This window comes from Mailhella massiliensis (assembly GCF_900155525.1).
In the GTDB taxonomy this organism is placed as follows: Bacteria; Desulfobacterota; Desulfovibrionia; order Desulfovibrionales; family Desulfovibrionaceae; genus Mailhella; species Mailhella massiliensis.
Genome location: NZ_LT706937.1, coordinates 148,865 through 168,886, shown reverse-complemented (window position 1 = coordinate 168,886; position 20,022 = coordinate 148,865). Strand labels below are relative to the sequence as shown.

Genomic DNA, 20,022 nt, shown 5'->3' with positions numbered 1-20,022 from the left:
AATAAGGGAAAGGGTTTTTTCATGAGTTCCGTCAAGTGCCTTCTGGATGGTACCGGTCGTTTTGGTCTTGAAATACACAGGTTTGAACTCAGCGGGGGAGAATATTCCCTGTACGGAACCGAAGCCTTTCTGAACAGGCTGGGCTTCGGCTATGTGGTTGAGGGGGAAATGCTGCTTCATGCGGGAGGGGAACATGAGCTGCGTCGTCATACGCTCTGCGTGTGGGGGGGCGGGCAGGGGAACGGAGCCGTTACCGGCCGTTCCGTGGACGGGACGTGCGTTTTTCTCGGCATTACCGTTGCCTACGAAGGGATTTTTGATCTTTTCAATAGGGAAAAGGAGAGTCTCAACCGCAAGGCCGCCTTTCTTACCGTTCACAGAAGTCTTGAGCCTTTTCTCTATACCATACCGGCTTCCGTAACGGCGCAGCTTCTGCTGGGACAGCTTCTGCATGTCCCCTATCAGGGGCATCTGGGACAGATCTACCGTGAGATAAAGGGCATGGAGCTTGTGCTTGAGAATCTGCATCAGTTTTTCCTGCAGAGGGAATACAGTTGCGAAATGTGCGCCATGCACAGCAAATGCGTGCGCGTATGGCAGATGATGCGTGAAAATCTTGAGCGTCCCATGTCCATAGGAGAACTGGCGCGTTCCGTGGGCATGAGCGAAACAAGCCTGAAGCGTACCTTCCGTGCGATGTACGGCGATTCCATTTTTTCCTCCTTTCAGCGGCACAGAATGGGAGAGGCACGGAAACTCCTTGAGGAGAGCGGCTACAGCGTGGCCGAGGTTGCCTATCGCGTGGGATATGAATCGCCCGGGCATTTCTCCCGCGCCTTTTCACGCTTCTACGGATGTTCGCCCTCGGTCTGCCGCCGGGAGGGGCGCAAGAATGTCCGCGAGGGATGAGACCTGATAGGGAAAGGTTTTGGCCCTTTCGGATACTCTCTTTTATATGGTGTCTTTTTATCATTGTTCATTATCATCCAACAGAGGAGTTTTTGCATCATGGCAAAGAAGAGAACAGGAAAACTGGCGGCCTCCGCAGTATGCGGCATGTGTATGCTCGCCGGGGCATGGGGGGAAAGCCGGGCGGAAGAGCTCCTGGTTCTTCCGGAAGTCACCGTTACCGCCAACAAGATTGCGGAAGATCAGCAGAAGGTGCCTCTCAGTGTGTCCGTCATCAGCGAGGATGAGGTACGGGATGCGGGAATGGATTCCCTCGACGATCTTTCGGCACGAGTGCCCAACCTGGTCATGCCCACCGGCGGCCTGTCCATGATGAAGTTTCCCTCCATCCGTGGCTCGCAGTCCATCGCCCACTCCTATGTGCCGTCCGTCATCACCTACATAGACGACGTTCCGCTGACCAGCACCACCGCCTATGATGCGCCTCTGTACAATATTGATTCCATCGAAGTGCTGCGCGGGCCTCAGGGTACCCTGTACGGGAGGAACGCAGCGGGCGGCGTCATAAAGATTACCACCAGAAAACCTGATAATGAAATTCATGGTCAGGTTGGTGTGGAAGTCGGTACGCATAATCATGTGAAACCGAACATCGCCCTGTCCGGCCCCATCATCGACGACAGACTCTTTGCCGGCGGTTCCTTCCAGTTCTACAACCATCGCGGCAACGTGTGGAATGATCATACCGGCACCTATGTGGACGACCGCAGAAACTACAGCGGCCGCTTCAGTCTGCTTTTCACTCCCACGGAAGACTGGGAGATCCGCCTTTCCGCCGGCATGACCAAGTATGACGAAGGCACGTTCAGCATGTATTCGCCCAACGCCTTCGCCATATACGACAAGGTCTACGGCTCCGGGATGACGCAGATGTACCACGACATGAACGGCGGTACCCGGACACCGAGGCATGTGACCTCCAACGAGAACGGCTACAACAGGACCATGCTCAATGACCAGTCCCTGAGCATAAAGTATCATGTTTCTCCTGCATGGACGTTCACCTCCGTGACCACCCGCAGCGAAGCCGATATACGCTTTCTTGTGGACTACGACTTCGGCCCGAACTTTCTTCCGCTGGAATACGGCATGGCCTCGGAAGATCTCAACAACAGCGGCATGTACGACTTCGGGCAGGAATTCCGCCTGACCTACGACGAGGGCGGCGTGAACGCCGTCATCGGCGCGGCCTATTCCCATATCGACCGCCGTCAGCGCTACGACTACTACAACTCCGTGGGCGCGACCAATGCGCGTGACATTACCAATACCTATTCGCTCTTCAGCCAGGTGAAGCTGCCCTTTGCCGAACGCTGGGCCCTCACTCTTGGCGGCAGACTGGATTACTATCATACCGGCGCATGGGCGCACGCCAAGAGGGCGGGCATGGGGATGCAGGCTCCGTATTCCGGGGAGGAAAGCTGGTTCAACGTGTCTCCCAGAGTGGCGCTGGAATACGCGATTACGGACAGCAACATGCTCTACGCCAGCTTCTCCGAAGGCTACAAGGCCGGCGGTTTCGATTCCGCCTATGCCACGCCCGGCCATGAGAAATATGATGAGGAACATGTGTATTCCTTCGAGCTCGGCTCCAAGAACCAGTTCCTCGACAACAGGCTGCGTCTGAATCTCGCAGTCTTCGCCAACAAGTACAACGGGATGCAGGTGGAGAAATTCACCTCCGGCATGGGCGGCTATATCGACAACGCCGGTAATCCCTGGGCTCTGGGCGCGGAAGGGGAAATCGCCTGGATGGTGCTGCCCGGTTTCGAACTGTTTGCCGGCGTGGGCTATACGCATCTGCGCTTCGACGACATCACCGACGATTTCTACGGCAGGCTGAACGGAAACCATGTGCCCTATGTGCCGGAATGGACCTACAGCGTGGGCGCTTCCTGGCGTCATGAATCCGGTTTCTACGCCCGTGTGGACGCCACCGGCGCCACCAGGTCCTATCTCAACATCGACAACAGCGGCTACATTCCCTCGCATACGCTGGTCAACGCCCGCGCAGGCTATGAATTCGACAACAATGTCGACGTGTACGCCTATGTGAACAATATCTTCGACAAGAACTACGATTACGTCCGCAGCTTCGGCGGCGCCTACTGGGTGGCCACCGAAGGTGTGAACGGCGGTGTGGGCATTTCCTACCGGTTCTGAGCCGGGCGGCCCGTTTTCTGAAGCGCCGGGGCGGAGAGGGGGCGCCCACTCCGGCGCTTCGGGGAACGAGGCCTTTCACTTTTTTTTGTGTGTGCAGTCTCATCCGTCCCTTCCGGACGGGCAGGGAGTTTTTCGTCGTGGATATGATTTTTCATGCCGTTATGCAGGCTACGCTGGTTTCCAAGCTGGTTCTGGCGCTTCTTTTGTTCATGTCGCTGGTGAGCTGGGCCTACATGCTGGGTAAATGGCTTTGCCTGCGCGGGGTACGCAGGCAGGTGCTCCATGGCCTTGAAGTCATGGATTCGGACGATCTTCTGGAGTCTCTGGCGGAGCTGGAACGCCACGGACGTTCTCCCCTGTATGGCATCACGCGCAGGGGGGTGCGTGAATTCAACCGCATCAGCCGCACCGGAGACGCCGAGCGCCTGATGAACGACAATGTAAGAAGGGCGCTTCATTTCGGCATTGCCCATGAAATGGCCCGGCTGAGATCTTCTCTTTCCCTTCTGGCGACAACGGCGAGTACCGCTCCGTTCATAGGGCTTTTCGGTACGGTATGGGGCATCATGTATTCCTTCCAGTCCATAGCGGTGATGAAGAGCGTTTCCATCGCCACCGTGGCCCCGGGCATAGCCGAGGCGCTCATCGCCACGGCGGTGGGACTTTTTGTGGCCATTCCCGCCACATGGGGGTTCAACGTGTTCCGGGCGGGGCTTGCCGCCATTGAGAATGAGTGCATCACCTTTGCCGGGCAGCTTCTGAACCGTATGCAGCATGAGGCCGGACTCCATGCGGGAGGCATCCGTTTCGGAGAGGGCAGGTAGCATGGGCGGTCCGTCTTCCGATGATTTCGTGGCCGACATCAACGTCACTCCTCTTGTGGACGTGATGCTGGTGCTGCTCATCATTTTCATGGTTACGGCGCCCATGATGACGGAGGGGCTGGAGGTGAATCTTCCGAAGGTGGAGGTTTCGGAAACGCTGCCTGCGGACCATGAGCACGTCATGCTCACCGTCAGGGGCGACGGTTCCGTTTTTCTTGATGAATACGAGACCGCTGCGGAAGAGCTCCCTTCCCTGCTGAACGTTCATGTCGTCGCGCCGGGAAGGCGCCTTTTCATTCGTGCCGACCAGCATGTGCCCTACGGCGTGTTCATGAACATCATGGGGAAGATACGCAAGGCAGGCATTCGTGACGTGGGGCTGGTCACTCTTCCCGCGGAAGGCGCGGGCAGAGACGGCGAAGCGGCGGAGAGCTCCGGCGGGCAGGGTGCATGACCATGCATCGATGCGTCAGAGCTTCCACAATGCTGCTTTCGGCCTGTGTACATGCCGTATTGTTCGGCGGCGTATATGCGTTTTCCCGGACGGGGGATACAGCCCCGGAGGATGAACCCGTCTATCAGGTCGCACTGGCGGAATTCGCCGCTCCTGCTGCGCCTGCGGCGGAAAGCGTCGCTCCCGCTCAGGAGGCCGCGCCTGATACAGGACCTGAGCCTGTCCCGGTACCGGAGCCGGAAGCTCCGCCCGGGTCTGAGCCTGCGTCCGTCCCGGAGAAGGCCGTATCGGAAGTCGTCGGGCCGAAGAAGAAAAAGGAACCAGCGCCCCTGCGGAAAAAGGAAGCGCCGCGGCCTGCTCCTCCCGTACCCGTGCCGCCTTCGGCCCATGTGGGGCAGGGTTCCGCAGCTCCCGTTCCCGGCCGCGTGGGAGCTTTTCTGGCCTATGAAACGGATCAGGTGGATCAGCGGCCGTCCATCGTCAGACGTTCTTCCGTGGAGTATCCGTCCAGAGCCCGCCGCCGTGCGATTGAGGGCAGGGTTGTGGTGCAGCTTGTGGTGGATACGGAAGGCAGGGCGCGGGAATGCCGGATCAGAAGTGCGGAACCCGGAGGCTGGTTTGAGGATGCCGCCCTTGCCGCAGCGGAAAAAATGCGTTTCATGCCGGGCAGAATCAAGGGAAAGGCGGTCAACACCGTGGTGCTCGTTCCCTTCAGTTTTTCTCTGCGGTAGGAGGTTCCCGGCGGATGAGCCGTCAGACCGGGGAAATGACGTCCGGCTGTTTTCCTCTTACCTGATATTTTTCTTGCGGCGACACGTTGCGGCCCATCCCCGCCGCAGTTCTTGCGTTTTTCCTCCTCCCCCTTTTTGTCGTGCACGGGGCTGCATGGTACGCGTCGTTCCTGTGGGGCGGAAAGGGGACTTTAAGAAAGGCCGCGGCCGTCGGAATTTCCGCTACGGCCGCGGCTTAAGAACACGGGCGCTCATTTCCGGGGGAAGAGCGCCCGTCGTTCGTGTCCGGCGTTTATAAAGGTGTTTTTCCCTCTGCAAGGGCGAGGCTTTCCTCAACAGAGATGCCCCGGCGTATCATGCGCCCGAGCACGCGAACCAGACGACGTCTGTCGGAATGCTGAAAAACGTTTCGTCCCACGGAAAGTCCTGCGGCGCCTGCGGTGATCGCCGCATGGGCGGTCTCGAGAAACTGCCGGAGCGTTTCCGATTTCGGACCTCCCGCAATGACCACGGGAATATCGCAGCATCTGATGATGTCGGCGAAGTTTTCCGCATTTCCGGTATAGGGAATCTTGACGATGTCCGCTCCCAGCTCCATGCCGACCCGGGCACAGTGGCCCACGACATCCGGGGCGTATTCGTTGTCGATGCCGGGCCCCCGGGCGTACATCATGGCCAGAAGCGGCATTCCCCAGCGTTCGCAAGTTTCGGTCACATAGCCCAGATCGGAGAGCATACGGCTTTCCTCGGCGTTGCCGAGATTGACATGGAGGGAAACCGCATCCGCGCCCAGGCGGAGGGCTTCCTCCACCGTGGAGACCAGCACCTTGGCGTGCTGTTTCGGGGAAAGCTCCGTGGAAGCGGAAAGATGCAGTATTCTGCCGATGTCTCTGTCGGATTCCACAGGAAGGCGAAAGGCGCCCTTATGGACGATGACGGCGTTTGCACCGCCTTTTGTCATGTCTTCCATGGCGTCCGTCAGCGACCGGAGCCCTGTGATGTTGCCGCCGGTAACTCCGTGATCCATGGGAATGATAAGCGTTCGATGCGTTTTTTTATCAAAAAGACGATTGAGCCGGATGGCTTTGCCGGGATACATAGACAGTCCTTGAATGATGTCGGTATGCGCACGGGCCGGAGGGATGCGCCGTCCTGTGCTTCTTGTACAACGCGCGTTTTCCCTGCGGCGGCCTGTTCCCGGCACGGGCAGAAAGTGACCGGGGAGAGTTTTCTCACGGCTTCTTTCCGTGCCGGGAACATGTTCTTCAATCTCGGGAAGATGCGGCTGCCTGCGGGGGAAGCACGGCATCAAGCATGGTCTTCAGCTTGAGTCCGGTTTCCCGGTATTCGTTTTCGGCGTCGGAACCGGAAACGATGCCGCAGCCGGCAAAAAGGTCGGCGTGCGTTTCGCCTGCCAGGCCCGAGCGCAGAGCGACCATGAATTCGCCGTCTCCCTTCATGTCCAGCCAGCCGACGGGGCCCGCGTACCATCCCCGGTCGAACCCTTCATGTTCACGCAGAAATGCTGTGGCCTGCTCGGAAGGAAGTCCGCCTACGGCCGGAGTAGGGTGAAGCCGTTCCACGATATGCAGCAGACTCCTGCCCGGTTTCAGTTCTCCTTCGAAACGGGTGATGAGGTGCTGTACTCTGGGCAGCCTGTGCAGGGAGGGACCGGCGTCGACCCGGATGTTCCGGCAGAGCGGTTCCAGTGTTTTTTGAACTTCCCGGACAACGAATTCGTGTTCTTCTCTCTCCTTCCGGCAGGAAAGGAGGGCTTTTCCCAGGCGCTGATCTTCTTCGGGAGTCTTCCCCCGTGGAGCGCTTCCGGCAAGGGCCATGGTTCGGAAAAATCCCCCTTCCGCCCGGAAGAGTATTTCGGGAGTGGCGCCGAGAAAGCAGGATTCCGCTCTGCCGAAGGCAAAGGTGCACGCCGCCGGATTGTTCCGGTGCATACGGCGCAGGATGGACGCGAGGGGAAAGGACGGAGATGCGGTAAGGTGCAGAGGGCGGGCCGCCACCACTTTTTTCAGTTCTCCCCGGCGTATGGCATGAAGCGCCCGGGCGATGAGCGTATTCCACCGTTCTTCGGCGTCCGGGCTTTCGTGGATGTCGACAGCATAATCTTCTTTTCCGCAGGTACGGTCGGAAGCGGCATGTTCTGCAGGAACATCTCTGAAAAAGGAAGAGGCGTCTTTTTCTTCTCCCGGAGCAAGAAGACCGGCTCTGATACGGTACCAGCATTCTCCTTCCCTGAGAATCGTGTATTCGGGAAGGGTCAGCTCTCCGTCGGAAAATTCTCTCCAGAGCGGAGAGCGCGTTCCTTGTTCATCGAAACGGAAACCTCCGAGAGCAACGGGAGGATGGGCCCCGAGACGATGGCCTCCTCGGCAAGCCGATTCCAGCGGCAGGACAGGTCGTGAAAGCGTGATGCCCCTGCTGCGGAAAGCGTGCAGGCGTCTCCGGCCCCCAGCAGGGAGCGTGTGCCGGTTCCCAGCCAGAGGAAGACCTTTTCCCGGAAGGCAAGACTCTCAAAGACTGCGAGCAGGTCTGCCGGTCGTACCTGTTCCGAGATTGCGATAAGAACGGGCCTGCCGAGAAGAGCCGCCTTTTTTCCCGCCTCTGCAAGAAGTTGCGTCATGTTCTGTTCCGACGTTGCGCCGTTCATTCCGAAGCCTCCGTCAGACCATGTATGCGTTTCCAGTGAGAGGTCTGTTCCGATATGTACCAGTGTATGACGGGAAGAAAAACTTCGTCGACGAAGCGGGGAGGCAGGCCGCAGGCGGCCGCCCAGTGCTTTCTTTCCGGGAGCATGGCGGCGACTCTTTCCGGAGCAGGGATGCTTTCCAGCGTAGGCTTGAAGCGTGAGGCCGCGAGTACATAGGCAAGTCGCCTTCCGAACAGTTCCATGATGGCCTTGTCCATGGCGTCGATGCCGCAACGCACGTCGTCCAGCCCGGAGCACTCTTCAGGGGTTTTCATGAGAATATCCTTGAATGTTGTTGCTCTATGATAAGCAGTTATAAAAAGAACTGGGCGGCTGCGGATAAGGAAGCATAGGGACTTGCCTGCGAAAATCCTATGCCCGATCGGTTCTTTTTCTGAGCATAAAGTCCTTCTTCGGAGACCCAGGGCGGAAACGGCCGAAGGCGTCCGCATGGCGGCGGGAAGGCCGGAGGCGGTATGTGAAGCGGATAGTATGCGCATGTTCTCCGGCGTTCGGGCGAAAAGGCGGCAGCTCTGCGAAACTCAGCGGCGTTTTCGTGGATATGACGCCATGCCTGATGCTTTTTAACGGGCGTGATGCCGGGAATGCGGCAGAGGAAACTCCGGCCAGTCTGGAAGAACGGTACCGTTTACGGAAGAAGCGTGTTCCGTCCATGCAGGCGCCGGGGAGTCGGAAGGATATTTGCGCGCAGTTCTCCTCCTTGGAAAGGGGGCTTCGGCAATGTGCCGGGAGCAGGGCGAACGCGCTTTTTCCACGGCAGGCCTGCGGCTTGTTCCACGCCCTTCCGTCTGAAGGTCTCATTCACCGGAATGATCGACACGGCGATGACGAGGGAACCTGTTTCGGCCGCCTCACCCAGCATCCGTTTGTTTCGTCGGGCGGTAAGGGTTTACAGGTCCACGCCGTCCCCGGTCAGTTCAAGGACGCCTTCGGACGTGACGGTTGCCCTGATGCGCGTTTCATATTCGCCCACGGAAAGACACCGGGCGGCCCCCTCGGCGGTCATTTCTTCAAACGTGGTGCGAAGCTGCTGCGTCAGCAGGTCGGCAGCGTCCATGTTTTCCGACGAGCCCCTGGGAAAAACAGCCCTTACGTTGCCTTCGGCAAGAAAACTTTTCTCGTTATGGAATGTTCCGTTCAGGGTGAGAGAGGTTCCGCGCCATGCAAGTACGCATTCGTTCACGCTGCCGTGCACGGGCCCCTGCTGCAGGGCATGGAACGTTTCCCCGTTTCCGCAGCCGGGGAAGGACAGATGCCCGGTATCATCGACCAGGATGAGGAGAAAAGAAGCTGCGAAAGCGCGCAGGGAAGCCAGAAGGAGGGCGGAGAGGCGAGCGTACCGGAAAAACGGATGTCCACAGGGGGCATATCCTCGCCCGGAAGCGTGAGGTTTCTGGCATTCAGGTCGAGGGAGGCCTGATTTTCCTGACGGTTTCCTTCCCCGGAAGCGACGGCGGATAACGAGAAGCGGAGAGGCCCCGAAAGGAAGAGGGGAGGGGCATCCTGCAGAATATCGCCCCCGCTTTCATAGGAAAGTTCCATGCGCCGCGGGGCAGGCTCATACGCATAGGAGAAGTTTTTTTCGCCCAGAGAGAGGAATCCGCCGCTGTCCAGGCGGCTTTCGGAAGGCGCAAGACGACCCTTCACCCGTATGCGGGCGACGCTGTCCGCCGCAGGTTCAAGGCAGGCCGTTATGGCGCCTTCGCCCAGCGTATCGCGATCTGTGGTGGCTTTGTTCCAGCGGATGTCGGCTTTCAGGAGAGTCATCCCCATGCTGAAGTCGATACGGACTTTCGGTTCCGCCTCAAAAAATACGTCCGCTTCCGCCTTGTCCGGGGGAACGGCATGAAGCTTGAGGGAAGGGGAAAGTCCGGGTCGGAAGGAGCCCTTCAAGGTGAGAAAGGCCTCTTCCATGCCTTGTTCTCCCGGAAAGCCCAGGCGAAGTTCCAGCCCTCCGTGCAGAATGCCCTTGTCGAGAAATCGGCCTTCCAGAACAAAGGGGCCGAAGGGGCGCGTGGATACGGCTTCGGTCATGGTGCGGAACGAATGCGTCTGCCACAGAAGAAGCCCCCCGAAGAGGATGACGCAGCCGATCAGCAGTCCGAAGAGTCCCTGCGTTCTGCGGGAGATGTTCAGCGACATAAGGCGGCCTCCATGGCGGGAGCTCTGCGGGGAGGAGGCTTCCCGGGGCGGGGAAAAGAGAGTTCTGGTATCGGCATAGCGTATGCTCCTTGCGACTTCAAGACCGGATATGTCCGTTATGCCGGTCCCGGAACGGGCGGGACCATACGACTAAGGGGGGGAAAAGGGCGGGGAAAAGAAGGACGATGAGGCCGGAAAGCTCGTTTCATGGAGAAACGGCGTGTTGCCTCTCGGAAGAGACGGGCAGGCACACTCCGGGGGCGTATGCCTCTGCGGCGGAGGAAAAGGCCGGAACAGGAAAAGCCCGGGCAAAGGTGTTGCTGCCTTTCCCGGGCCTGTCTCTCGTGCAGCGCCATGTGTCCTCCTGAAGGCGTCATGCGCAGAGGCGGCGCTTATGAGACGGTGACAAGTTCATACCGCTCGCTCCCCATGCCCAGTTCCTTCATGGCGGAGAGCTGCCGCAGGCCGGAACGGGATTCGATGCGTTCCACCATGGGAGCGCGAATCTCTTCCGGCAGGGCATAGATCATGTCCACGGAAGCCTTGTCGATGGCGAGAAGATCCGTAGAGGCGAGAATCCCCAGATCGGGCAGGCGTACCGGTTCGGCGTTCACCCCCTCGCAGTCGCAGCTGACGGACATGTTTCTGAGCACGTTGATGTAGGTGATGCGGTTGCCGAAGTAGTCGGCGACAGCCTTGCCGCCTTCCGCCATACGTTCCATGAACAGCGGGCCTCCGACCCAGAGCCGGTTTCCATCGCTGTGTATCTGGCGTTTTCCCGTTTTTCCTGAGGCACAGCCTATGGAGATATTCTTGAGGGAACCGCCGAAGCCGCCCATGACATGCCCCTTGAAATGCGTGAGCACCACCATGGAGTCGTAATGGAGCAGGTGGCTCCCCACGGCCACTTCCTTGAGATGCCTGCCGCCCCGGACGGGGAGCGGGGTATCGCCGTCCTCATCCATGATGTCCACGGTGGTGAAGCCGGTCCATCCGTTCTGTTCCAGCGTTCTGCGGTGCCCTTCCGTGGTCTGTCGGGGGCTGTCGTACAGCACGTTGCATTCCACGATGGCTGCCTGCGGAACTTCGGCAAGAAAAGCCTTGACCCATTCCCGGGGCAGAATGTTGGGCCCGTCCGGTTCCCCGGTATGCAGCTTGACGGCCACCCTGCCGGTGATGCTCCGGCTGACCATGCCGTACAGCCTGAGCAGGCTTTCTGCGCTGAGTTCTCTGCTGAAATAGACTTTGGGAATGTGGGATGAACCCGGGGCGGGAGAGGGAACAAGGCCGGTAGCCACGGCTCCGGCGGCAAGAAGCCCCTGTTTGACGAAGCTTCGACGGGAAATGCTCATGGTGTTCCTCCAGAGCGCCGGAACGGAGGCGGAACGTCGTTCCGGCAGGACAGACGGTACGGAGCGCGGCGGGGAGAAGCCCCGCGTTTCGCGCACGGGAGATTCTGCCTGTGATGTTAAAAGGAGAGAAGACGGAAATAAAGGTGTGATCGCCTCAAATAGTTGCCTGATCGTGCCGTAAGAACGGACGCAGGCGTTGTGCCGGAATGGACCGGCTGCAAAATTCCCCCTGACGGAGAGCGGCGCGTTCCGGCAGGGGGAAGATGTGTTTTTACCGGGCTCGGGCTTTTTCCGGCGGCCGGCTGAGGAGAAGGGGGGACTCGCTAGAAGTCCAGAGGCTTGCAGTAACCGCCTTCGGAGCGTTCGGAGAACAGCTTTTTACGGATGAGGAAGTAGGCGACAAGCATGATGAGGCCGGTGATGGCCCACGAAACGGGGTAGACGGAGAGCAGCATTTCGTAGGTGGGAACCATGCGGAAGACGGAATAGACCCACACGATGCGCAGAATGCAGGAGCCGACGAGGGTGACGATGGCCGGGAGCATGGATATGCCCATGCCGCGCAGGGCCGCGCCGCTGATTTCATAGGTTGCCGAAAGCCACTGCATACTTTCCACGATGGAGACCCGCGTTACCGAATGGCGTATGACTTCCGGATCGCTGGTATAGAATCCGGTGAACCAGGCCGCCCCCAGAGTGAAGATGAGGCAGGTTGCGCCGGAAAGCAGAATGCCGCAGGTCATGGCTTCGCGGAAGATTTTCCTGCACCGGCTGAGGCGGCACATGGCGTAGTTCTGGCTGGTGAAGGTAACCGTTGCCTGGCAGAAGGCGTTGATGAAGAAGTAGGAGATGAATTCGAAGTTGATGGCCGTGGCGGAGCCTGCCGCCGTGCTGGAACCGAAACCGTTGATGCCGGAGAGAATGCAGACGTTGGACAGGGAGAAGATCATGCCCTGAAGGCCCGCCGGGGCGCCTATCTTGATGACTCTGACAAGGTGTACTCTGGCGATGGACAGCTTGCGCAGAGAGAGGCGGATCAGGTCGTCTTCATTCAGAAGAAAGTAGACCACGAGCCCGGAACTGACGACGTTGCCCGCCAGCGTGGCCAGACCGACACCGGCGACGCCCATGTTGAAGACCAGCACAAGAACAAGGCTCAGCGTGACGTTGACGATGCCCGCCGCGATCAGACTGTACATGGGGCGTTTCGTATCGCCCACGCTGCGCAGTACCGCCGCGCCGAAGTTGTAGACCATGATGCACGGCATACCGAGGAAGTATATCCGCAGGTACAGTACCGCCAGATCCATGACGTCTTCCGGCACATCCACGAGCTTCAGCATGAAAGGTGCGAGCACCTGCCCGGCGACAAGCAGAAAGAGACCGCTCAGTATGGAGACGGCCATGACGGTATGTACTGCCGACTGGCAGCCTTCTTCATCTTCCCGGCCGACGTACCGGGCAATGACCACGTTCGCCCCGACGGAAAGACCGAGAAAGAGGTTGATGATGAGGTTGACGATGGGGCCGTTGCCGCCCACGGCCGCCATGGCCTGGGCGCTGACGAAATGACCGACGACGGCGACATTCGCGGAAATAAATAACTGCTGCAAGATGCTGCTGAAAGCGATGGGAAGGGCAAACAGAATGAGTTTGCCCATCAGCGGGCCATGCAGCATATCCATGTGCTGGGAATGTCCCATGGTCTCCTCCACGGCAGGGGCTTGCTGTTTTTTTTGAAGCGGGTGGAAATGATGACAGAAACGTATCACTTTCTTGTGCCATGTCCAGCGTGAGCGCAGGGGGTGAGTTGTGCGCAAGTGCCCGCACTGTGTAATAAAATCAAGCTTCTTGGGAAGAAGAGGAGGCCGGTTGCACGCGCCGATGCCGTGCCCGGCATCTCCTCATGCCGGAAAAGCCTTGGGGCGGAACGGAAATGTATTGTATATTCTCGTACAGCACGGAAATCTTGAAGTAACAGCCGGGATGTTTTTTTTTTGACGTGGAAAAAAGATGGGGAAAACGTCGTCAGAGGAGGGCCGTTTTTGAGAACAGCGATATGCGGAAAGATGACCGATGCGAGATTGTGAATGTTTTGGTTCTGCGGAAGATTTTGAGAAAAGTCAGACGGGGAGCAGACTGTGCAGGAATAAGAAGATTATGGAGCACGGGGATTAAGACTTTTGTATTATGGCAATGCTTTTTCGAGTAGCGTAGATGTGTTTTCCTGTTGAAAGGGGAGAGGGGATTTTCTATGCTTGCTTGAACTCGCTAAAAGTTTTTCCAAGAAGAAAGAGGAAAAGTAACTCTATGATACTTCATATATAAAGGGGGCAAGGGTGCATGTGGTTTTTATTTCTGCATGTTGCAGGAAGGCGGTTCGCCGGACACGCAGAATCTTGGACAGTTATGCGTTGCGGGCGGGAGAGCGATGCTGGCTTTCTCCCATGACGGAGGAGGGGCTTCAGCAGGTGCGTACGGCACTTGCCTCGGAAGCCACAAGACAGACGGCGGTGGCCTGTTATCGGAATGACGGCGGGCGGCGAATGAAGCTTTTGTGGATTGTAGGGTCGCGCCGTAACTTCGGACCGGACGGCAGATTTCCCGCAGGGCGTCGCCGAAAAAAAGCGCCTGCCGGACTTTTTCCAGAGTGGCTGCGTGTGGCCGGTCTTCTGGTACGCCTTGCCGGTTTGCTGCACGATTTGGGAAAAGGCTCATGCAAATTTCAGAAAAAGCTGAGAAAACTTGCGGAAAAATCCGACGCCGTGCGCCATGAATGGATTTCCCGCATGCTATGGGGAGAACTGCGCCGAGGAAAAAGCTGGCGGCAGGCATGGGAAGGGCTGGAGAAGATACGTTATACGGAGACACGCCTTGGCGAAAGAACGCTCTGCAATGCCTCTCGCTACGGCATTTCCTCTGCCGGAGAATGTTTGGATGCCCTTATTGCTTTGCATCACGGACTTTTTTCTTCAGAACTGCCTTCGCCGGAAGGAAGACTGGTACGGAAGGGAAGTTTCATCAGCCCGGAAGAACTTAAGGATCTGTTCAGTCCATGGGGAGATGTTGAGGAAAGCCTTATGGATGAGGTGCATCGCCTGCATCGCCGTCTGGAGAACTTGGCGGAGCGGTATCAGGGAGAAGAGAATACGGCTTACTGGAGGGCTCTTTTTCTCTACGCGCGTGCTGCGCTGATTTTTGCGGATCATACCGTATCCGCCGTGAATATGCCTTCGGATACGGAACTGAAACGCATGTTTGCCAACAGCGGAAATGGGGCTGGAGGGCTGAATCAGCGCCTGGAACAGCATGTACGGATGGTGTCGACGCGCGCTGCGGATGTACTTTACCGTATGGCATTTCTTGTACGGCAGCCGGACAGGGAACTGGACGGACTTTCTCCCTCTGCTCTGGAGGCAGTGATGCACCATGCCGGACCGGGGCGTTTTTTCTGGCAGGATGTTGCGGCCGATGCTCTCGGGCAGATAAGGGAGGATTACCCGGAATGCGGCGTGCTGCTTTTCAATATGGCGGGAACCGGCAGCGGCAAGACCCGTATGAACGTACGGGCGGCATGCATTCTTTCCCGTATGGCGGAACCTCGCCTTTCCATTGCTTTGAACCTGCGCAGCCTGACACTGCAGACGGGGGCTGCGCTGAAGAAGCAGCTCGGCATAACGGATGAGGATATGGCTACGGTGGTGGGCGACGCGGTAAGTTGTGCCCTGTTCCGTGCTGCGGAAGAGAACTGCGCTGACGGCTGGAATGACGACGACGGCAACATTGCGGAAATGGAGGCAGCGACTTTCGGAGGGCACTGGACATTACCGACCTGGCTGGAGCCATTTTTTTCCCGTCCGCAGGAAAAGCGTGTACTGGGAGCACCTCTTTTAGTTTCCACCATTGACTATCTTGTCGCAGCGGGAGAACCGCAGTTGCAGGGGCATCACGTCAAAGCGCTTCTGCGCCTCATGAGCGCAGATTTGGTGCTGGATGAGGTTGATTCCTACGAACCCGAGGCGCTGGTTGCGGTACTGCGGCTGGTACAGTGGAGTGCTTTTTTCGGGCGCAATGTGATCTGTTCCACGGCTACGTTGTCCCGCCCTGTGGCTGAGGCTGTAGAGGATGCCTATGCCTCTGGTGCGGAGATGTCCAGATTGCTGAGGGGAGGGGCCGGGGAAGGAACTCTTTATGTCAGAGCATTTGTGGATAATCTGCTTGCTCCTGAAAGCAGGGCATTTCCCGCAGCCCTTGATCCCATGGAACGGGGAAAAACGGCACGACTGGATTATGAACGCCGTGTGCAGGCGCAGCTTGAGGCACTGCATCGGGAGAAAGCCTGTCGTATGGCGCGCCTGTACCGTGTGGAAGAGCATGAAAAAGGCTGGCAGGAAGCCGTGCTGCGGGCGGTACTTGATCTGCATGCCGCCCATGCTCTTGCCGACAGGAGTACAGGCACGCGCTATTCCTTCGGCCTTGTCCGTGTAGCCAACGTGGCTACCGCCGTGGACACAGCCAGGTTTCTTGCCGTCTCTCTGCCTTTTGCCCGCGTGGCCTGTTATCATGGCAACGACTGGAAAATAGCCCGTTTTTACAAAGAGCTGCGGCTTGATTTTCTTCTTTCCCGTGCAGGAGGCGAAGGCCATATCACGGAGGATGCCGAGGTTCATGCGATACTGGAGCAGGCCGCCCGCAGCGGCGAGGATGTCCCCTTTGTGGTTGTGGCCACGCCTGTGGAGGAAGTGGGGCGTGATCACGATTTCGACTGGGCAGTCATAGACGTGTCCAGTGCCCAATCTCTGGTGCAGACAGCAGGGCGTGTCAACCGGCATCGCTGCACTCCCTGTCATACGCCCAACATCGCGGTACTGCAGTTCAACTGGAGGCATTGCCGCAATGAGGAGAGAGGGCGCCATATGCTTCCGGCCTTTTGCTGGCCGGGGTACGAGAGGCCGGGCAGAAGGAGCAGGTATGAAACGCATGATCTGGGCAGACTGCTTCCGTGGAACGGCGAAACGCTTGCCGTTTCAGCAGCACTTCGCCTGAATACGGAATGGTGCGGTCTGGCGCGAAGGGACGACCGTGCCATCATGGAACGCCTGCGGGAATATTTCGCCCTGGAGGGAGGAAGGAGGCTTTTTTCCAGCAGCATTGTTCCGGCACAACTTCTTTCCGAGCGTATTTACAAGGATACTCCGCTTCGTGATAGAAGCGGAACGACGAGCGTGTGGCGTGCTCGAAGTGATGACGACGGAACCGTGTTTGAAGAATTGATCGTGCGTGCCGGACCAAAAGGTCCGAAAGAGGACTGGCTGGCAAGAGATGAACGATTCTGGACTGTTGCTTCTGCACCAGAGAATGCATGGCTTAATCTTAACGTAGATGAAATGTGTCTGTTATGTGAAAAAATGGGTGTACATGGCGAAAAATCCATGATAGTAGAATTACAAAATTATGATAATATAAAAAATGGTGAAGTCGTACATGTGAGATGGGAGTATGATGAAGGCTTTGGAATAAAAAGGATGATAACGGATATGGAGTAAAAAATATGGATGATGCCGAAGCCATTGGGCAGAATGTCGAAGAAAAGAAGCATGGGGAAAAGGGATGGAAGTCTTATTCTTTTGAAGAGTATGCCGAAGTTTCTTCTGCATTGATTCATTTTTCTTCCAAGACGGTCAATTCCAATACGAAACTCTCCGGTGTGCGGATTACGGAAAAAAAGGCATGGGATGCTCCTTATGTTTCCGTAAGGACACTTATGTCCCGTGGTGTACGGCTGGCACTCGACTATGGGGAAGGAGGTGCAAAAACAGCCGGAGTGTACGCTCAGATGCGTGCTGTGCTGAATGGAGAGGAACGTGCAAAATTGGCCTCTGCGGAAGAAAAGAACATGATTCGTGAAGAAGTGGAAAAAGCCTATGGAAACTATTTTACCGTAGGGACGGACTTTGTGGATCATCGTCTGCGGCAGGTGCTTCTTCCCTGTGAGCGTGTGGAAGAAGGCTTTGTTGCCGTGACGCCCATCACCTCCGGCGGATTGTGCGAGTTTATTTGCGGTGCGGAGAAAGGACTGGTATCCCGCCACAACAAGAAGGCGGATGACGACGGAAAGCATGAGGAAGAACAGAGCGGGCAGGCCTCGCTCCGGCGCATACGACAGGGGCAGTTCGGTATAGGCGGTTCCAATCCGCAGAATATAGGCGGGCTGGTGAGGGCCATGCAGAAACCCCTGTTTATCGACGCCCCGCGTACTGCTTTCGGCATAAGGGAAGCGCTTTTTCTTTATCATCACGGTCTGCCGCTGGATTTTTCCCGTCCCGGTTCCATGAAGGATTGCCTTCTTGACTATGCACGGTTCCGTTCTCACCATGGACTGGACAATGAGTCGGCTCAGGAAGGACGCAGTCGTCTTGATGTGAGGCAGGAGGAGGAGCGCCTTCTGAAAAAGCTGGCGGAAGCTGTACTTTCAGCAGGGGATGATGCACGCGGGCTGTTGCTGGAATGTGCGGACAGACTGCCCGAGCGTTTCGATGTAAAGACGGGGCGGCGCATTCTTGTTGCCGAAAGTGTGGCCTCGTCGGCGACGGGAGGACTGCTGGAACCGGAACTGCGCGATGGAACATGGCCCCGCCGCATGGCACTGGCCATTATGGACGCGGCGGAAAGGGCACTTTACCTGGACGGAAGCCGTATTCTGGCACTTGATGTTACGGCAGGATCTACGGTAGCCGCTGTTCTGGAGGCAGCTCTGCGATGAAATATCTTGTTTTTCCCCGTATACGCGTACAGGCTGCCAATATGATGTCGGCATCCTTTCTTATGGGCGGGCCGCCTCTGTGCGCAGCGTATGGTCTTGGCGAAGCGCTGTGCCATCATGTGGGCGGAGGTGCGAAGGTAACGGGCGTTGCCTTCATTCATCATGACCGTGAACCTCTGGGGCAGAGTTTTTTCGGCGTTTTTTCTCCGCAGCAGAGGCGGGGAGCGGCGTTTACCTTCGGCAGTTCGTCCAGAGGAAAAGATTATTCTTCCAAAAATGAACATGCGCTTTCCCTTCAGCCCGTCGCCTGCGCACACATGAGCGTCAGCATGATATGGGAGATGGAAAACATGGAGGACATGCGCGCGGCCGAGATATTTTTGCATAATGCGCATTTTGCGGGCGGCAGTATCATACGTCACGGACCTGTCGGCGAGTATCGCAGTATGGATGATGCATTGCGCTGTCTTGGCGGCGGCTATGTGCTGACGGATCGCAGGGATATGCTTGAAGGAAAGGGGAAAGATCAGGCTGCACTTCTGGTGGAGGCTCTGGGGGCAGCTCCGGATGCGGAAAAAGGGAATACCTGGCTTGCTGCAGCCTGCGTAGGGTATGCTGCCGTTACTCCGTTTGAGCACAGAGCCGGAGCCAGAAACGGTTTTCTGCATGCGTTTGCCGAGCCCCTTGTAGGTATGGTGCAGTACTGTTCCCTGAGATCGTGGCTGCGGGAAAATGATGCGGAAGACGCCCTGTGGCGTCCTCTGTGGCCGGAAGAGGCTGGCGACGTATTTGTCCTTCAGCAGGACAAGGAAGCATATAATGAGTGGTAAGGAGCAGATATGGCAAAAATAAAGAAACTTCCCGGGGTATTGTCGTTTCAGCGTTGTCTTGTGATGACGGACGGCCTTTTTTACAGTGAAATGAAGGATGGAAGTGTTGTTCCTCTGCCTGTGATGAGGCACGGCATACGGGGAACGCAGAATGTGAACAAGGCAAGTAAAAAGGGGGCGGAATCTGCCGCAAGCGCCAAGCGCGAGGAAGTTTCCAATATTCAGACTACCGACAGCGCTAAAACCGCCGCCGGATCCGTGGCTGCTCAGGTTCGTTTTTCTCTGCGCGGTGTGGATGTAGACAAGGCTCTTTTTGCCTGTGCGCCCGGACAGAAAGACGATATGAAGGAGATCCTTGCCTTCAAGGAGGAGATCCGAACCTTCCTTGCCGGGGCCAAAGCCGGGGATGCTCTGGACAGGCTGGCCCTGCGCTATGTCCGTAACATTGCCAACGGCCGTTTTTTATGGCGCAACCGTGCCGCAGCTGCCGCGGTTTCCGTGCGAGTGGATATGCCCGAAGGATCGTCCTGCATATTTGATGCGCTCAGTATCCCGCTGCATTCTTTTACCGACTTCAGCGAAGATGAGAAAAAGGCGGCATCGGTACTGGCCCGCGGCTGGAAGGGCGACACCCATGCAACGCTGCGGGTGACCGCCCGTATGGATTTCGGCATGGAGGGCCCCGTAGAGGTATTTCCTTCTCAGAACTATCTGGAGAACAAGGCTCGTGGTTTTGCACGCCCCCTGTACTGCGTGGGGGCGGTTGCCGGAGAGCAGGACAGGCATGCCGTGCGCATCATGGGGCAGGCGGCGCTGCGTGATCAGAAAATCGGCAATGCGCTGCGTACAGTAGACACATGGTATCCCGGTTTTACGGAAAGAAATATTCCCATTCCTGTAGAGCCCAACGGCGCAAGTCTGGATGCTCAACTGTTTTTCCGTAACCAGGGGGATGCTTCCGGTTTCAAGCTGCTGTTGCGTGTGGCGGAGCTTGATCCGCTTTCGGATGAAGGGCAGTTCCTGCTGGCATGTCTTATCCGTGGCGGCGTTTTTTCCGGGAGCGATTAGA

General features: G+C 57.5%; 16 protein-coding genes. 9 read left to right on the top strand and 7 right to left on the bottom strand.

Annotated features, from left to right (window positions below):
• The first annotated feature begins 21 nt into the window (after nt 1–21).
• From CZ345_RS01275 to CZ345_RS01255, 5 genes are all read left to right on the top strand, one after another.
• Nucleotides 22–909: a helix-turn-helix domain-containing protein gene (locus CZ345_RS01275; protein WP_077071386.1), complete on the top strand. Its 888-nt coding sequence runs from the start codon at nt 22–24 to the stop codon at nt 907–909.
• 99 nt (nt 910–1,008) lie between these two features.
• Nucleotides 1,009–3,132 (top strand): TonB-dependent receptor, encoded by a 2,124-nt coding sequence (locus tag CZ345_RS01270; RefSeq protein WP_077071385.1) that lies wholly within the window; start codon nt 1,009–1,011, stop codon nt 3,130–3,132.
• A 143-nt stretch (nt 3,133–3,275) separates the two neighbouring features.
• Nucleotides 3,276–3,956 (top strand): MotA/TolQ/ExbB proton channel family protein, encoded by a 681-nt coding sequence (locus tag CZ345_RS01265; RefSeq protein ID WP_077071422.1) that lies wholly within the window; start codon nt 3,276–3,278, stop codon nt 3,954–3,956.
• Nucleotide 3,957: 1 nt separating this feature from the next.
• A complete protein-coding gene (locus CZ345_RS01260) occupies nt 3,958–4,410 on the top strand; it encodes an ExbD/TolR family protein (RefSeq protein ID WP_083717047.1) in 453 nt (150 codons plus the stop codon).
• A gap of 2 nt (nt 4,411–4,412) precedes the next feature.
• Nucleotides 4,413–5,141, top strand: a complete 729-nt coding sequence (locus CZ345_RS01255; protein ID WP_077071421.1) for an energy transducer TonB — start codon at nt 4,413–4,415, stop codon at nt 5,139–5,141.
• Between the two features lie 292 nt (nt 5,142–5,433).
• Here the strand turns inward: CZ345_RS01255 and CZ345_RS01250 are convergent, their stop codons facing one another.
• From CZ345_RS01250 to CZ345_RS01210, 7 genes are all read right to left on the bottom strand, one after another.
• Nucleotides 5,434–6,240 (bottom strand): 2-amino-3,7-dideoxy-D-threo-hept-6-ulosonate synthase, encoded by an 807-nt coding sequence (locus tag CZ345_RS01250; RefSeq protein WP_077071420.1) that lies wholly within the window; start codon nt 6,238–6,240, stop codon nt 5,434–5,436.
• 166 nt (nt 6,241–6,406) lie between these two features.
• A complete protein-coding gene (locus tag CZ345_RS16085) occupies nt 6,407–7,543 on the bottom strand; it encodes an isochorismate synthase (RefSeq protein ID WP_239446578.1) in 1,137 nt (378 codons plus the stop codon).
• A 259-nt stretch (nt 7,544–7,802) separates the two neighbouring features.
• A complete protein-coding gene (locus CZ345_RS01230) occupies nt 7,803–8,120 on the bottom strand; it encodes an isochorismate lyase (protein WP_077071380.1) in 318 nt (105 codons plus the stop codon).
• 635 nt (nt 8,121–8,755) lie between these two features.
• On the bottom strand, nt 8,756–9,061 hold the full coding sequence (locus CZ345_RS01225) for a hypothetical protein (protein ID WP_077071379.1): 306 nt from the start codon (nt 9,059–9,061) through the stop codon (nt 8,756–8,758).
• Complete coding sequence (locus tag CZ345_RS01220; RefSeq protein ID WP_077071378.1) at nt 9,046–10,008, bottom strand: hypothetical protein; 963 nt, start codon at nt 10,006–10,008, stop codon at nt 9,046–9,048. Before CZ345_RS01220 ends, CZ345_RS01225 begins: the two co-directional genes overlap by 16 nt.
• Before the next feature lie 392 nt (nt 10,009–10,400).
• Complete coding sequence (locus CZ345_RS01215) at nt 10,401–11,360, bottom strand: DUF362 domain-containing protein (protein ID WP_077071377.1); 960 nt, start codon at nt 11,358–11,360, stop codon at nt 10,401–10,403.
• Between the two features lie 323 nt (nt 11,361–11,683).
• A complete protein-coding gene (locus tag CZ345_RS01210) occupies nt 11,684–13,063 on the bottom strand; it encodes an MATE family efflux transporter (protein WP_204224190.1) in 1,380 nt (459 codons plus the stop codon).
• 636 nt (nt 13,064–13,699) lie between these two features.
• Between CZ345_RS01210 and CZ345_RS01205 the strand changes: the two genes are divergently transcribed.
• The 4 genes from CZ345_RS01205 to csy3 all read left to right on the top strand — a co-directional run bounded on the left by CZ345_RS01205 (nt 13,700) and on the right by csy3 (nt 20,021).
• Complete coding sequence (locus CZ345_RS01205) at nt 13,700–16,906, top strand: CRISPR-associated endonuclease Cas3'' (RefSeq protein ID WP_077071376.1); 3,207 nt, start codon at nt 13,700–13,702, stop codon at nt 16,904–16,906.
• A gap of 350 nt (nt 16,907–17,256) precedes the next feature.
• A complete protein-coding gene (locus tag CZ345_RS01200) occupies nt 17,257–18,123 on the top strand; it encodes a hypothetical protein (protein WP_239446575.1) in 867 nt (288 codons plus the stop codon).
• A complete protein-coding gene (locus CZ345_RS01195; RefSeq protein ID WP_077071374.1) occupies nt 18,120–18,953 on the top strand; it encodes a type I-F CRISPR-associated protein Csy2 in 834 nt (277 codons plus the stop codon). Before CZ345_RS01200 ends, CZ345_RS01195 begins: the two co-directional genes overlap by 4 nt.
• A gap of 9 nt (nt 18,954–18,962) precedes the next feature.
• Nucleotides 18,963–20,021, top strand: a complete 1,059-nt coding sequence (csy3, locus tag CZ345_RS01190; protein WP_077071373.1) for a type I-F CRISPR-associated protein Csy3 — start codon at nt 18,963–18,965, stop codon at nt 20,019–20,021.
• Nucleotide 20,022 lies beyond the last annotated feature (1 nt).